This window comes from Streptomyces sp. NPDC045026 (assembly GCF_056432625.1).
This window is the reverse complement of sequence record NZ_JBWKIS010000008.1, coordinates 258546-272354: the sequence shown is the minus strand read 5'-3', so window position 1 is coordinate 272354 and position 13809 is coordinate 258546. Positions and strand designations below refer to the sequence as shown.

Here is a 13809-nt window from a genome sequence, read left to right as displayed (position 1 = left end):
CCTGGCCCGCGCCGAGGGTGCCGCTGCCGACGCGGCCGCCCTCTTTCGCGAACGTCGCGTATACGTCGACGAGGGTGATGGGGGTCATGACTAGAAGTCCCAGCCGTCTTCGTCCGTCGCCTGCGCGGCTTCTTCCGCGCGGGCGGCCTGCGGCTTGCCCCCGAACGCCTCGCCCGCCATGCCGGCGGCGAGCGTCGTCCCGTCGGCCGGCTCGATGAGCAGGAACGAGCCGGTGCGGCGCGAGTCGGCGTAGTCGTCGAGCGCGATCGGCTCGGCGGTGCGGATCTTGACGCGGCCGATGTCGTTCGCCACCAGCTGCCCCGGCTCGGGGTGCTGGGACAGGTCGTCCAGGGTGAGCCGCGAGGGGATCTCCTTGACGATCGCCTTGACCGTGCGCGTCGTGTGCTTGAGCAGTACGCGCTGGCCGACGGCCAGGGGCTGGTCGGCCACGTGGCAGACGGTCGCCTCGACGTCCTGCGAGGTGGCGGGCGCGTCGCCGCTCGGCACGATCAGATCGCCGCGCGAGATGTCGATGTCGTCCTCCAGGAGGAGGGTCACCGACTGCGGCGTCCACGCCACGTCGACCGCCTTGCCCAGCAGGTCGATCCCGGAGACCTTCGACGTGCGGCCCGACGGCAGCACGGTGACGGACTCACCGACGCGGAACGTGCCGGCCGCGATCTGGCCCGCGTAGCCGCGGTAGTCGGGGTGGTCGGCGGTCTGCGGGCGGATGACGACCTGGACGGGCAGGCGCGCGTGGCAGCTCGTCAGGTCGTGGCTGACCGGGACCGTCTCCAGGTGTTCCAGGACGGTCGGGCCGCCGTACCAGTCCATGTTCGCGGACGGCTCCACGACGTTGTCACCGGCGAGCGCGGAGATCGGGATCGCGGTGATCTCGGGAACGCCCAGGTCGGACGCGTACGCCGTGAACTCCTCGGCGATCGACGCGAAGACGGACTCGGCGTAGTCGACGAGGTCCATCTTGTTAACGGCGAGCACGACGTGCGGGACGCGCAGGAGCGCGGCGACCGCGGCGTGCCGGCGGGTCTGCTCGATGACGCCGTTGCGGGCGTCGACGAGGACGACGGCGAGGTCGGCCGTGGACGCGCCGGTCACCATGTTCCGGGTGTACTGCACGTGGCCCGGGGTGTCGGCCAGGATGAACCGGCGCCGGGACGTGGCGAAGTAGCGGTAGGCGACGTCGATGGTGATGCCCTGCTCGCGCTCGGCGCGCAGGCCGTCGGTGAGCAGCGCCAGGTCGGGCGCCTCCTGGCCGCGGTTGCGCGACGCGTGCTCGACCGCCTCCAGCTGATCCGTGAGGACCGACTTGGAGTCGTGCAGCAGGCGGCCCACGAGCGTGGACTTGCCGTCGTCGACGGAACCGGCGGTGGCGAACCGCAGCAGGGTGGTGGCCGACAGATCGGCCAACTGCTCTGTGGTGGTGCTCATTTAGAAATACCCCTCGCGCTTGCGGTCTTCCATCGCGGCCTCGGACATCTTGTCGTCGGCGCGGGTCGCGCCCCGCTCGGTGATCCGGGAGACGGCGATCTCGGCGATCACGGCGTCCAGCGTCGCCGCGTCCGAGTCGACGGCGCCGGTGCACGACATGTCGCCGACCGTGCGGTAGCGGATGAGGCGCTTCTCGACGCTCTCACCCTCCTTGGGGCCGCCCCACTCACCGGCGGTCAGCCACATGCCGGAGCGCTTGAAGACGTCCCGCTCGTGGGCGAAGTAGATGCCCGGCAGTTCGATGCCCTCGCGGGCGATGTACTGCCACACGTCGAGCTCGGTCCAGTTGGACAGCGGGAAGACGCGCACGTGCTCGCCGGGGGCGTGCCGGCCGTTGTACAGCTGCCACAGCTCGGGGCGCTGGCGGCGCGGGTCCCACTGGGAGAACTCGTCGCGCAGGGAGAACACGCGCTCCTTGGCGCGCGCCTTCTCCTCGTCGCGGCGCCCGCCGCCGAACACGGCGTCGAAGCGCTCCGCCTGGATCCTCTCCGTCAGCGGCACCGTCTGCAGCGGGTTGCGCGTCCCGTCCGGGCGCTCCTTGAGGACGCCGCGGTCGATGTAGTCCTGCACGGACGCGACGTGCAGCCGCAGGCCGTGCTCGGCCACGACGCGGTCGCGGTACTCCAGGACCTCGGGGAAGTTGTGCCCGGTGTCGACGTGCAGCAGCGTGAACGGCACCGGCGCCGGCGCGAACGCCTTGAGCGCCAGGTGCAGCATCACGATGGAGTCCTTGCCGCCGGAGAAGAGGATCACCGGCCGCTCGAACTCGCCCGCGACCTCGCGGAAGATGTGCACGGCCTCGGACTCGAGGGCGTCCAGGTGCGAGAGCGCGTACGGGCTGTCGGTCTCTTCGCCTGTGGTGGGTGCGACGGTCGTCATGAGAGACCCCTCTCGGTGAGCAGCGCGTAGAGCGCCGCCGCGGACTCCTGCACGGTCTGGGTGTGCGACTCGATGCGCAGGTCGGGCGACTCGGGCGCCTCGTACGGGTCGTCGACGCCGGTGAGCCCGGAGATCTCGCCCGCCGCCTGTTTCGCGTACAGGCCCTTCACGTCGCGCACGGAGCACACCTCGACGGGCGTGGCCACGTGCACCTCCAGGTAGCCGGTGCCGCCGGCCTGGTGGCGCTTGCGTACCGCCTCGCGGCTGTCCGCGAACGGCGCGATCACCGGGACGAGCGTCAACACGCCGTTACGGGCGAGGAGTTCGGCGAGGAAGCCGATGCGCTGCACGTTCGTGTCGCGGTCCGCGCGGCTGAAGCCGAGGCCCGCCGAGAGGAACTCGCGGATCTCGTCGCCGTCGAGCACCTCGACGCGGCGGCCGTCGCTGCGCAGCTGCTCGGCGAGCTCGTTGGCGATGGTGGTCTTGCCCGCGCTCGGCAGACCCGTGAGCCAGACGGTGGCTCCGGTCACTTGCTTCTCCAAAGTCTCTGTGGTCCCGGGCATCAGCCGTGGATCCCGCACTCGGTCTTGTTGCTTCCCGCCCAGCGGCCGGCCCGTGCGTCCTCGCCCTCGAGGAGGCGCCGGGTGCAGGGGGCGCAGCCCACGGAGCCGTAGCCGTCCATGAGGAGGGGGTTGGTCAGCACGCCGTGCTCGGCGACGTACGCCTCGACGTCGTCCTGCGTCCAGCGGGCGATCGGCGAGACCTTCACCTTGCGGCGCTTCTCGTCCCAGCCGACGACCGGGGTGTTCGCCCGCGTCGGGGACTCGTCGCGGCGCAGGCCCGTGGCCCACGCCGTGTACGAACTCAGGCCGTCCTCAAGGGGCTTGACCTTCCGCATGGCGCAGCACAGGTCGGGGTCGCGGTCGTGCAGCTTCGGCCCGAACTCGGCGTCCTGCTCGGCGACGGTCTGCCGGGGCGTGAGCGTGATGACGTTCACGTCCATCACGGCCTCGACGGCGTCCCGGGTGCCGATGGTCTCCTCGAAGTGGTAGCCGGTGTCGAGGAAGACGACGTCCACGCCGGGCCTGGCGCGCGAGGCGAGGTGGGCGACGACCGCGTCCTCCATGGAGGAGGTCACGCAGAAGCGCTTGCCGAACGTGTCGACCGCCCAGGTGAGGATCTCCAGGGCGGACGCGTCCTCCAGGTCGCGCCCGGCGCGCTCGGCGAGCTCCCGCAGGTCGGGCTCGGTCCGGTCGGTGACCTGCGTGGTCCGAGTGGTCGTCATATGTCTTCCCCTCCACCGTCGTTGCGCTGAACTCCCCGGGTCAGCAGACCGAGGAACTTCAACTGGAAGGCCCGATTGCATGCCGCGCATTCCCAGGCGCCGTGACCGGTCTCGTTCGGACGCAGGTCCTCGTCGCCGCAGTAGGGGCAGTGGAAGGGTGCGGCGCGCTCGCTCACGACAGTGCCTCCTCGGAGGCGCGCGCGGTCCACGTGGCGAAGCGCTCGCCGTCCTCGCGCTCCGCCTGGAAGCGCTTGAGGACCCGCTCGACGTAGTCGGGCAGCTCGGCCGCGGTGACCTTCAGTCCCCGGACCTTGCGGCCGAACCCGGCCTCCAGGCCCAGCGCGCCGCCCAGGTGCACCTGGTAGCCCTCGACCTGGTTGCCGTCCTGGTCCAGCATCAGCTGGCCCTTGAGGCCGATGTCCGCGACCTGGATACGGGCGCAGGCGTTCGGGCAGCCGTTGATGTTGATGGTGAGGGGCTCGTCGAACTCCGGGACGCGACGCTCCAGTTCGTCGATGAGCGAGGCGCCGCGCGCCTTGGTCTCGACGATGGCGAGCTTGCAGAACTCGATGCCGGTGCAGGCCATGGTGCCGCGCCGGAAGGGCGACGCGTTGACCTTCAGGTCCAGCGCCTCCAGCGCTGCCACCAGCGACTCGACCTGGTCCTCGGCCACGTCGAGCACGATCATCTTCTGCTCGGCGGTGGTGCGCAGCCGGCCGGAGCCGTGGGCGCCCGCGACCTCGGCGATCTTGGTGAGGGTCGTGCCGTCCACGCGGCCGACGCGGGGCGCGAAGCCGACGTAGAAGAGGCCGTCCTTCTGGCGGTGCACGCCGAGGTGGTCGCGCCAGGTGCCGGCGGGCTGCTCGGGCGCGGGGCCGTCGACCAGCTTCCGCTGCAGGTAGTCGTCCTCGAGGATCTGCCGGAACTTCTCGGTGCCCCAGTCGGCGAGCAGGAACTTCAGGCGGGCACGGGTGCGCAGGCGGCGGTAGCCGTAGTCGCGGAAGATGCCGATGACGCCGCCGTAGACGTCCGGCACCTCGTCGAGCGGCACCCAGGCGCCGAGGCGCTGGCCCAGCTTGGGGTTGGTGGACAGGCCGCCGCCGACCCACAGGTCGAAGCCGGGGCCGTGCTCGGGGTGGTTCACGCCGACGAACGCGATGTCGTTGATCTCGTGCGCCACGTCGAGCTGCGGGGACCCGGAGACCGCGCTCTTGAACTTGCGCGGCAGGTTGGAGAAGTCCGGGTTGCCGATGAAGCGCCGCTGGATCTCGTCGATGGCGGGCGTGCCGTCGATGATCTCGTCGGCGGCGATCCCGGCGACGGGGGAGCCGAGGATGACGCGGGGCGTGTCACCGCAGGCCTCGGTCGTGGAGAGCCCGACCGCTTCGAGGCGCCGCCAGATCTCCGGCACGTCCTCGATGCGGATCCAGTGGTACTGGATGTTCTGCCGGTCGGTGATGTCGGCGGTGCCGCGCGCGAACTCCTGCGAGATCTCGCCGATGACGCGCAGCTGCTCGGTGGTCAGCCGGCCGCCGTCGATGCGGACACGGAGCATGAAGAACTCGTCGTCCAGCTCCTCCGGCTCCAGAATCGCGGTCTTGCCGCCGTCGATCCCGGGCTTGCGCTGGGTGTAGAGCCCCCACCAGCGCATCCGGCCCCGGAGGTCGTTGGGGTCGATGGAGTCGAAGCCGCGCTTCGAGTAGATCGTCTCAATGCGTGTCCGCACATTGAGACCGTCGTCGTCCTTCTTGAACTGCTCGTTGCCGTTGAGCGGCGTGAAGTGACCCACGGCCCACTGGCCCTCGCCGCGGTGACGGCTCACCTTGCGGCGCGGCGCGGCGGTCGTGGGCTTTTCAGGGGTGGCAGCCATGGGTGTACGTCCTTCAGGCGGGCGGAGGCTCTGGCAGCTTTGACCAGCACACTTCGCGCGAGGGCGCGGCGGTGCGCAGGGTGCTGTACGGGGAGAAAGTGCGGCGGTGCTGGTGGAGTCAGCTCACCGGACACATGGCGCTGGACATGCGGCAGAGATCGACGTGTCGTCGACTCACCAAGGCAATTCCAGCTCGATCCATGGCGGAAGCGTGTCATGGGACTTTCGGCCCAGTCCACCACTGTCCATAAAGTGGACGAGACTGTCTCGCATCGCGGACAGGTGTGTCCTGGGTCACTGGGTGGCACGGGAATGGACCGGCCAGTGGCCGGCGGATACGCGAAGGGGCGGCGCGGTGACCCGCGACGCCCCTCGTGTCCCACGGGATGGCTACGCCCCCGGCCACGGCCCCGGCGTCGCCACCTCGGGCTCCTCCTCCACCTTCGTGTCGAAGAGGCGGAACCCGCGCCGCTCGTAGTTGGCCATCGCGTGCTCGCCGTCCTTGCTGCACGTGTGCAGCCAGACCCGCTTCGTCGGCGCGCGGTCCGGCCACCGCTCGGCCAGGTCCCAGGCGCGCTCGACGCCGTAGGAGAGGAGGTGACCGCCGATGTGGCGGCCCCGGAAGGCGGGGATCAGGCCGAAGTAGACGACCTCGACCACGCCGTCGTCCTGCGCCTCCAGCTCGACGTAACCGGCCGGGGTCCCCTTCTCGTACGCCACCCACGTCTCGGTGCCGGGCCGCGCCAGGACTTCCTGCCACTGCGCGTACGTCCAGCTCAGCCGGTCGGTCCAGAGGATGTCGCCGCCGACGGAGGCGTACAGGAAGCGGCTGAACTCCGGCGAGGGCACCTCGGCGCGCACGATGCGCAGGTCGTCGCCCTCGGGTGCGGGGGCCGGCCGGAGGTCGGACGGAGCGGTCTGCTCCAGGGACCAGGTGGTCACAGCGATGTTGCTCATGTGCGTCAGGCAATCACGAGCCCCGCGGGCAGGCCAAGGCGGTCCGCGATACGGGCAGACCCGCCGCACGCACGCACGCGCAACCGGCCGGGCGGATGTCCAGGAACCGTCTCGGTAAGTCCATGGAGTCGGGCCGGGCCGGGCGGCACGCTCTGAGCCGTCCCGCCGGGCGACTCCCTCCTCTCCGGCACCCGCAACCACCCACGGAGGTACGTCATGAGACGCAGCAGTGTCAGCGCCGCGCTCGTCGCCTTCTGCGCAGCCGCGACCGCCGGCGTCACGGCCCTCGCGGCCGCCCCCGCCGCCACGGCCGCCTCCCCGCTCAAGTCCCGAGCCCATTACGTCGACTGCCGGGCCGGGGCCGGCCCGCAGAAGGGCACGCGGGCGGCGCCCTGGCGCACGCTCGCTGCCGTCAACGCCCAGCACCTCGGCCCCGGCGACCAGGTGCTCCTCAAGCGCGGCACCCGCTGCACGGGCACGCTCGCCCCGAACGGCGCGGGCGCCCCCGGCAGCCCCGTCCGCATCGCCCCCTACGGCACCGGGGCGAAACCGGTGATCGACGGCGCGGGCGCCCCCGACACCGTTCTCCTGCAAGACACGCAGTGGATCGAGGTCTCCGACCTGGAGATCACCAACGCGGCGAACCCGGGCACGAAGCGCCGCGGCGTGCGCGTCGTCCTCAGTGACTACGGCACCGGCAGGCACTACCGCCTCACCGGCCTCGACATCCACGACATCCGCGGGGACGACACCAAGGACGTGGACGGCTCCGCGGGCATCCTCTTCTCCGTCACCGGGTCGGCGAAGGAGACGCGCTACGACGACGTGCGCGTGGAGAACAACACCCTGCGGACCGTCGACCGCGAGGGCATCTTCTTCGCGTCCAGCTGGAACCAGCGGCCCGCCATCAGCGGCTACGACCCCAGCGGCCCGCACTGGGTCCCGTCCACCGGCGTCGTCGTGCGCGGCAACACCCTGAACGACCTCGGCGGGGACGGCATCGTCATGACCGCCACCAAGGACGCCCTGGTCGAGCACAACACCCTGCACGGCTTCCAGCGGCGCTCGGCCGGATACAACGCGGGCATGTGGCCGTGGGACGCGGACGGCACCGTCTTCCAGTACAACGAGACGTCCGGCGGTGAGACGACCCGCGACGGCATGGCGTACGACGTGGACGAGGGCTCGTTCGGAACGGTCTTCCAGTACAACTACAGCCACGACAACGCGGGCGGCTTCTTCCTCGTCTGCAGTGCCGACGGAACTCTCGGCGACGCCATGATCCGCTTCAACATTAGCCAGAACGACCACTTCAGGGGCATCGAGACCTGCCGCGGCTCGTTCTCCGGGGTCCGCTTCCTGCACAACACGATCTACGTCGGTGACGGCGTCAGCCAGACCGTCGTCAACGAGAACACCACCAGCCGGCACGAGATCGCCTTCGACAACAACCTCGTCGTGAAGGAGGGCGCCGGCACGGCCGCCTTCACCCTGCGCTCCGGCGGCGTCACCGCGTCCCACAACGCGCTGTACGGGATCGGGGCGGCGCCGGCCGACCCGGGCGGCACCACCGCCGACCCGCTCCTCACCCGGCCGGGCACGGCCACGGGTTACGGGGACGCGGCGGCCGCCTACGCCCTGCGTGCCGGATCGCCCGCACTCGGCGCGGGCACGCCGCTCGCCGACGCGGGCACCCGCGACTTCGCGGGCAACCCGGTGGTGCCGGGAGCGGCGCCCAACATCGGCGCGTGGAATGGGAGTTCGTCCGCCCGGTGACGATCGACGGGCGCCCTGATTCCGGTCGGGGCGCCCTGATCCGGGTCGGGGGCGTCCTACGGGGCGCTGACGGGCACCGGCGCGTTCCAGCGCTGCGTGCCCGCTCCGGCCGGTGCGAGTTTCACGCCGGAGCCGTCGCGGGTGAGGGTGCGCCCGGTCGCCTGGTTCACCAGGGTCTTCCTGCCCGGGTTGTACTTCCACAGCTTGGCCGGGTCGGTGACCTTGCCGCCGACCGTGATGTCGCCCCCGCAGTCGGTGATGCGCACGCTCTTCTTGTCGCTCGCCGTCAGGCAGTAGTCCGACGGCAGCCGCACCGTGCCGTCGGCGGCGAGGACCCAGGACTGCTCGAAGGCGCCGGGGCCGTTGTCCTTGCACGCGGCGAGCGTGAGGGCCGTGCCGTCCTTCGCCGTGCCGCGCGGGGCGAGGCACTTGTCGTCGGGCGCGGAGATCTCGGCGCGCTTCGAATTGCCCAGCGACAGGCGCTGGTTGGTGCTTCCGTCGGGACGCGCGTCCACGGCGGAGGAGCACGGCGGGTTGCTCTTCGTCTTGGTCACCGAGCCGACGGCCGCGCCGGCGCCGACGGCAGTGCCCGTGGGCAGGCCGAAGTGGGCGTCCGAGTACGGCTGGTCGTAACAGGTCGCCCGGGGGTCGTTCCACTCGAAATACTCGACCCAGTCGATCAGGCCCGTGGACTTGATGGCGGTGGCCGGCGTCTGCACGCTGCCGAGCTTGAACGACTCGCCCGTGGTCCTGTCGTGGATCGTGGCGCCGAACCAGCCGTCGCCCTCGTAGGCGACCGTGGAGGTGTAGGTGTGCCCCTCCTCCCAGTCGTGGTTCATGCGGCAGCTGGAGCCCTCTCCCTCGCCGCCGAACTGGAGGCAGTAGCTGCCCTCGGAGCCGGGCTTGCGCTCGAAGCTGTCCCACACCGAGAACAGGAACGTCGGCTTGTCGCCGCCGTTGCGCTGCATCCCGATGTAGGCGCCGTTGCCGACGTTGAAGCCGAACTGGTGGCTCCAGAAGGTGTTCGCGTTGTAGCCGGGGTCCTTCTCGACCGTCGTGGACCAGGTGACCTCGCTGAGCCCGTCGGCCGCCGACGGGAACGAGTAGTAGGTGTACGTCCCCGGGGTCGTGCCGGTGGTGTCGTCCGCGTTCGCCGCGGGGGCGGCGGCCAGGCCGGCTCCGGCGGCGAGGCCGAGCGCCGCGAGGAGCGGCACGGACCGCCGCTTGAGGGAACGGGTGAAGCGTCCAGTCATCGAAAGACCTGCCTGTGATGGAGGTGGATGAGTGAAGAGAGCGCGTAAGGCTGCGCTGTGCGGGAGTTCCTGAGTTCCATGCGTGAAGCTGATTGAAAACTCGGAACTTCGAGCATGATCAAGCGCGCCGGGCACATCCTGCGGCATCGGGCGGCGCGGGGCAAGAGGGAGCGCACGGGGTCGTCACAGCGCCGCGAACGCCTCGTCCACGGCCTCGCAGGTGCGCTGGATGTCGTCCTCCTCCAGCGCGGCGGAGACGAACCAGCAGGCGAGGCCGTAGACGTTGACATGGATGCCGCGCACCAGCAGCTCGTGGCGGAAGCGCTCGTAGCGGTCCAGATCGGCGGCGAAAAGATCGCGGTAGTGACGGGTCGGGGCGCCGTCCGCACAGAACACGATCTGGAACATCGCGCCGACCCCCTGGACCGCGCACGGCACGCCGTGGTCGCGGGACGCCCGGCGCACCGCCTCCATGACGCGCCGTCCCGCCTCGTCGATCCGGCCGCTGACCGCGGGGTCGGCGAGCCGGGTGACGGTCACGAGGGCGGCCGTGGCACACAGGGGCGAACCGTTGTACGTGCCGCCCTGCTTGATCCGGTTGTCGCCGACCTGCTCCATGATCTCCCGGCAGCCCGCGAACGCCGAGATGGGCAGCCCGCCGCCGAGCGCCTTGGAGTAGACCGCGAGGTCGGGCACGACCCCGAACAGGGCCTGCGCGCCGCCGGGTCCGGTGCGGAACCCCGTGCAGACCTCGTCGAAGACGAGCACGATGCCGCGCCGCGTGCACTCCGCGCGCAGGGTCTCCAGATAGCCCGGGACCGGCATCGTGCAGGCGTTGTTGGCGACGATCGGCTCGCAGATGACCGCGGCGATCCGGCCGCGGTGCGCGTCGAGGACGTCACGCAGGACCTCGGCGTCGTTCCACGGGCAGACCACCACGTCGTCGAGCACGCCCTGCGGGATGCCGCGCGAGTGCGGCCTCGCGAACGGCGCCTCGTACGGGCCGACTTCTTCCCGCGTCGACTTGCTGGACACCGCGAGCGTGTCGGTCCAGCCGTGGTAGTGGCCCTCGAACTTGACGACGAGGGAGCGCCCGGTGAAGCCGCGCGCGGCCCGTATCGCGCCCTGGACCGCCTCGGAGCCGGAGTTGGCGTAGCGCACGAGATCGGCGCACGGCACCGACTCCCGGATCTTCTCGGCGAGTTCGATCTCGGGGACGTTGCACGTGCCGAACATCGTGCCGCTCGCCAGGACCGTGGAGAGGGCGTCGGTGAGCAGTGGGTTCGCGTGGCCGAGGACGGCGCTGCCGTAGGCGAGCAGGTAGTCCACGTAGGTGTTGCCGTCCACGTCCCTGATGCGCGCACCGGAGCCGCTCTCCATGTACAGCGGATGGGGCTCCGACCCGGTGGTGGTGATGCGGGAGGAGGAGCTGGTGCCGCCCGCGAGCGACCCTCGGGCGCGCTCGAAGAGCTCGCGGCTCTTGTGATATGCCATCAATTCCTCCTGTTTTCAAGGCGTTGACACAGATTCCGGTGGGAGTGAGACTCCATGCCCGAGAGATCCTGAAATGTTGAAGAGGGGAACACGGACATGGTCGAGAAGGTGGCCGTCATCACCGGCGCCGGCGTCGGAATCGGTCGGGCCTGCGCGCTCGGGCTCCTGTCGCGGGGCTGGTCGGTCGTCCTCGTGGGCCGCCGCGAGGCGCTCCTCGAGGCGACGGCCGCGGATGCGGGGGAGCACGCGGACCGCGCGGTCCCGTTCCCCGCGGACATCACCGACCCGGAGGCGGTGGCGGGGCTCTTCGCCGCCGTGGGCGAGCGGTTCGGCCGCGTCGACCTGCTGTTCAACAACGCCGCGGAGACGATGCCGTACATCCCCACGGAGGACGTCGAGGCCGACGACTGGCACCGCGTCATGGGATCCATCGCGACCGGTACCTTCCTCTGCTCGCGTGCGGCGTTCCGGATGATGAAGGAGCAGAGCCCGCGCGGCGGCCGGATCATCAACAACGGCGCCCCGTCGGCGCACGTGCCGCGCCCGGACTCGATCGCGTTCACCGCGGCCAAGCACGCCGTCGCCGGGATGACCCGCTCGCTCTCCCTCGACGGCCGCGAACACGGCATCGCCTGCGGGCAGATCGACATAGGCAACGTGACTCCCGCCGACCGGCCGCAGCCCGCCGTCCTCCAGGCGGACGGCAGCCGGCGGGTGGAGCCGACCATGGACATCCGCCATGTCGTCGACATGGTCGCCGCCATGGCCGAGCTCCCGGTGGACGTGAACATCCAGTCCGTCACGGTGATGCCGAGCGCGATGCCGTACGTCGGCCGCGGTTAGGGCCTCTCGTTTGGATCACGCCGGGCTCGCGGGGTCTGGCCTGATCCAAACGAAAGACCCTAGGCCCTCTCGTCCGCCCCGTCCCGTCCGTCATCCCCGGCGCCCGGCCTGCGCGGTCTCGTACTCCGTGAAGTGGCGCTCGGCGAAGAGCTCCGGCCACTCGTCGCCCGCGAGCCCGAGCTCCCGGGCGCGGGCGAGCATGTGCCGCCAGTACGGCTTCACCGGCCGCCAGCGCACCCCCGTCTGCGCGTAGGAGCTGTCCACCATGTACCGCTCGCGGCTCTCCCCGTGGGGGGCCGTGCGGCGGGTGTGGAACAGGGCCGAGTGGATCAACACCGTGGAGCCGGGCGGCAGTTCGCTGATGAAGACCTCGCCCGGCAGCTCGGACGTGCCCAGGTGGGCGCGGGCCGTCTTGGCGGCGGTCTCGCGGTGCGAGCCGGGCAGTACGGCGAGTCCGCCGACGGAGTCGTCGAGCCCGCCGAGGTAGTGCAGGGCGTGAATCATCGTGTGCGTGCGCTCCGCCCGCGGGCCGAGCTCGTAGTCGTGGTGCCAGTCCTTGCCGGGCGCGTTCGGCGGGCGGCGGTCGCTGTGCAGGTGGTGGAAGGCGAAGGGCCCGCCGATCAGTCCGGCGAGGAGGCGGAGCAGCGGCGGGTGGGCCAGGATCCGGCCGTGCGCCTCCATCTCCAGCTCCATCAGGGGCGGCAGCCCGTACTCGTCGGGGGAGACGGCCGAGGCTATGGACCGCTGCCGCGCACCCGAGTCCACCCAGTGGTCGACCTCGGCCTTCGCGCGGTCCGCGAGGGTGGCGGGGAGGAAGCCCGGCAGGACGAGATAGCCCTCCTCCTCGAACTGTCTGCGGTCCTGTGCGGTGAGCGCGGTGTCGCTGCCCATGATTCCCGTGATCCCCATTGGCCTTCCTTCAACTTGGTGCTTTTTGTGCCCTGTTGTGGGAGGTGGTCGCGTGGCGAACAGAAAGGAACCGTAGCGATAGTTGCTTGTTTTTGCACGCAGGGACTCTCAATCGAGCAGTTTCGTGCATACTGCTGTGCGTTCCTGCAACATCCCGGGTCAGGAAGGCCAGATGCAGCAGCACTCAACCCGCACCCCACTCGTCTCCGTGGTCGTCACCTGCTTCAACTACGACCGGATGCTGCCGCGGGCGCTCGAGAGCGTCCGCGCCCAGACGACGGCCGACTGGGAACTCGTGATCGTCGACGACGGCAGCACGGACACCTCGCGCGACGTCGCCCAGACCTTCGCCGCGGCCCACCCCGAGCTGGCCGTGACCCTCGTGTTCACCCGCAACGGCGGCCTCGGGCGCGCCCGCAACCTCGGCATATCCGTGGCCCGCGGCCGCTACGTCGCCTGCCTCGACGCGGACGACCACTACGAGCCGCACGCCCTGGAGAAGCTCGCCGCCGCCCTGGACCGCGACCCGACCGCCGAGGTCGCCCGGCCCTTTCTGCGCTCCTTCGGCGTGGAGGAGCGGATCTGGGAGTACCCGGACTACGACTTCGACGCGTCGACGTCGGTGAACCAGGCGCCGTACTGCGCCATGTTCCGCCGCTCCGCGTGGCAGCGCGCCGGCGGCTACCACGAGGGCATGCCCGCGTACGAGGACTGGAACTTCTGGATCGCCGTCGGCAAGCACGGCGGCCATATGACGACCGTCCCCGAACCGCTGCTCCACTACCGCACCAGCGTCGACGGCATGTTCGCCCGCCACCGCGTCCACGACCTCGCGCTGCGCGCCACGATCGTGGCCAACCACCCCGACGTGTACGGCAGTTCGTGCCAGTACCTGGCGCGCCGGATCCTCGCCGGGGAGAACGTCGACGACGACCTCGAGACGGGACCGCCGCACGCGATCTTCGCCCTCTCCTACCCGGCGAGGACCCTGCGCGGCGAGGACATCAGCGCGGACTTCGGCGCCGTGAGCTGAG

General features: G+C 70.7%; 14 protein-coding genes. 3 read left to right on the top strand and 11 right to left on the bottom strand.

Going from position 1 to position 13809, the window contains the following annotated elements:
* Positions 1–90 precede the first annotated feature (90 nt).
* The 8 genes from AC07EJ_RS20135 to AC07EJ_RS20100 all read right to left on the bottom strand — a co-directional run bounded on the left by AC07EJ_RS20135 (position 91) and on the right by AC07EJ_RS20100 (position 6500).
* Positions 91–1449 carry a sulfate adenylyltransferase subunit 1 gene (locus AC07EJ_RS20135; RefSeq protein WP_389482249.1) on the bottom strand — a complete coding sequence of 453 codons (1359 nt, stop codon included), beginning with the start codon at positions 1447–1449 and terminating at the stop codon, positions 91–93.
* Entirely contained in the window at positions 1450–2388 is a 939-nt protein-coding gene (cysD, locus tag AC07EJ_RS20130; RefSeq protein ID WP_389482247.1) for a sulfate adenylyltransferase subunit CysD, read from the bottom strand.
* Positions 2385–2951, bottom strand: a complete 567-nt coding sequence (cysC, locus tag AC07EJ_RS20125; protein WP_389482245.1) for an adenylyl-sulfate kinase — start codon at positions 2949–2951, stop codon at positions 2385–2387. The genes cysD and cysC overlap by 4 nt, the downstream gene beginning before the upstream one ends.
* On the bottom strand, positions 2951–3673 hold the full coding sequence (locus tag AC07EJ_RS20120; protein ID WP_389482242.1) for a phosphoadenylyl-sulfate reductase: 723 nt from the start codon (positions 3671–3673) through the stop codon (positions 2951–2953). The genes cysC and AC07EJ_RS20120 overlap by 1 nt, the downstream gene beginning before the upstream one ends.
* Complete coding sequence (locus AC07EJ_RS20115; RefSeq protein ID WP_326710508.1) at positions 3670–3849, bottom strand: hypothetical protein; 180 nt, start codon at positions 3847–3849, stop codon at positions 3670–3672. Before AC07EJ_RS20115 ends, AC07EJ_RS20120 begins: the two co-directional genes overlap by 4 nt.
* The gene (locus AC07EJ_RS20110; RefSeq protein WP_389482239.1) at positions 3846–5543 is read right to left on the bottom strand and encodes a nitrite/sulfite reductase; all 1698 of its coding nucleotides are present in this window, start codon (positions 5541–5543) and stop codon (positions 3846–3848) included. The genes AC07EJ_RS20115 and AC07EJ_RS20110 overlap by 4 nt, the downstream gene beginning before the upstream one ends.
* Positions 5544–5661: 118 nt before the next feature.
* A complete protein-coding gene (locus AC07EJ_RS20105) occupies positions 5662–5745 on the bottom strand; it encodes a putative leader peptide (protein ID WP_323136396.1) in 84 nt (27 codons plus the stop codon).
* A gap of 188 nt (positions 5746–5933) precedes the next feature.
* On the bottom strand, positions 5934–6500 hold the full coding sequence (locus tag AC07EJ_RS20100; RefSeq protein ID WP_389482237.1) for a GNAT family N-acetyltransferase: 567 nt from the start codon (positions 6498–6500) through the stop codon (positions 5934–5936).
* Between the two features lie 216 nt (positions 6501–6716).
* On the opposite strand from AC07EJ_RS20100, the gene AC07EJ_RS20095 reads away from it, so the two are divergent.
* On the top strand, positions 6717–8276 hold the full coding sequence (locus AC07EJ_RS20095; RefSeq protein WP_478884629.1) for a right-handed parallel beta-helix repeat-containing protein: 1560 nt from the start codon (positions 6717–6719) through the stop codon (positions 8274–8276).
* A gap of 56 nt (positions 8277–8332) precedes the next feature.
* On the opposite strand, the gene AC07EJ_RS20090 is transcribed toward AC07EJ_RS20095, so the two are convergent.
* Both AC07EJ_RS20090 and AC07EJ_RS20085 read right to left on the bottom strand, forming a co-directional pair.
* Positions 8333–9529, bottom strand: a complete 1197-nt coding sequence (locus AC07EJ_RS20090; RefSeq protein ID WP_389482232.1) for an RICIN domain-containing protein — start codon at positions 9527–9529, stop codon at positions 8333–8335.
* A gap of 183 nt (positions 9530–9712) precedes the next feature.
* Positions 9713–11023 (bottom strand): aspartate aminotransferase family protein, encoded by a 1311-nt coding sequence (locus tag AC07EJ_RS20085; RefSeq protein WP_393582954.1) that lies wholly within the window; start codon positions 11021–11023, stop codon positions 9713–9715.
* 96 nt (positions 11024–11119) lie between these two features.
* Here AC07EJ_RS20085 and AC07EJ_RS20080 point away from each other — a divergent pair, with 96 nt between their 5' ends.
* Positions 11120–11866, top strand: a complete 747-nt coding sequence (locus tag AC07EJ_RS20080; protein WP_389482227.1) for an SDR family oxidoreductase — start codon at positions 11120–11122, stop codon at positions 11864–11866.
* A 90-nt stretch (positions 11867–11956) separates the two neighbouring features.
* On the opposite strand, the gene AC07EJ_RS20075 is transcribed toward AC07EJ_RS20080, so the two are convergent.
* Positions 11957–12775: a phytanoyl-CoA dioxygenase family protein gene (locus AC07EJ_RS20075; protein WP_393582953.1), complete on the bottom strand. Its 819-nt coding sequence runs from the start codon at positions 12773–12775 to the stop codon at positions 11957–11959.
* A 172-nt stretch (positions 12776–12947) separates the two neighbouring features.
* Here AC07EJ_RS20075 and AC07EJ_RS20070 point away from each other — a divergent pair, with 172 nt between their 5' ends.
* Positions 12948–13808 carry a glycosyltransferase family 2 protein gene (locus tag AC07EJ_RS20070; RefSeq protein ID WP_389482222.1) on the top strand — a complete coding sequence of 287 codons (861 nt, stop codon included), beginning with the start codon at positions 12948–12950 and terminating at the stop codon, positions 13806–13808.
* Position 13809 lies beyond the last annotated feature (1 nt).

Coding starts and splice junctions, on each gene's coding strand:
- cysD (WP_389482247.1), bottom strand. CDS start 2,388: ATGACGACCGTCGCACCCACCACAGGCGAAGAGACCGACAGCCCGTAC.
- cysC (WP_389482245.1), bottom strand. CDS start 2,951: ATGCCCGGGACCACAGAGACTTTGGAGAAGCAAGTGACCGGAGCCACC.
- AC07EJ_RS20100 (WP_389482237.1), bottom strand. CDS start 6,500: ATGAGCAACATCGCTGTGACCACCTGGTCCCTGGAGCAGACCGCTCCG.
- AC07EJ_RS20095 (WP_478884629.1), top strand. CDS start 6,717: ATGAGACGCAGCAGTGTCAGCGCCGCGCTCGTCGCCTTCTGCGCAGCC.
- AC07EJ_RS20085 (WP_393582954.1), bottom strand. CDS start 11,023: ATGGCATATCACAAGAGCCGCGAGCTCTTCGAGCGCGCCCGAGGGTCG.
- AC07EJ_RS20110 (WP_389482239.1), bottom strand. CDS start 5,543: ATGGCTGCCACCCCTGAAAAGCCCACGACCGCCGCGCCGCGCCGCAAG.
- AC07EJ_RS20105 (WP_323136396.1), bottom strand. CDS start 5,745: ATGGATCGAGCTGGAATTGCCTTGGTGAGTCGACGACACGTCGATCTC.
- AC07EJ_RS20090 (WP_389482232.1), bottom strand. CDS start 9,529: ATGACTGGACGCTTCACCCGTTCCCTCAAGCGGCGGTCCGTGCCGCTC.
- AC07EJ_RS20070 (WP_389482222.1), top strand. CDS start 12,948: ATGCAGCAGCACTCAACCCGCACCCCACTCGTCTCCGTGGTCGTCACC.
- AC07EJ_RS20120 (WP_389482242.1), bottom strand. CDS start 3,673: ATGACGACCACTCGGACCACGCAGGTCACCGACCGGACCGAGCCCGAC.
- AC07EJ_RS20135 (WP_389482249.1), bottom strand. CDS start 1,449: ATGAGCACCACCACAGAGCAGTTGGCCGATCTGTCGGCCACCACCCTG.
- AC07EJ_RS20080 (WP_389482227.1), top strand. CDS start 11,120: ATGGTCGAGAAGGTGGCCGTCATCACCGGCGCCGGCGTCGGAATCGGT.
- AC07EJ_RS20075 (WP_393582953.1), bottom strand. CDS start 12,775: ATGGGGATCACGGGAATCATGGGCAGCGACACCGCGCTCACCGCACAG.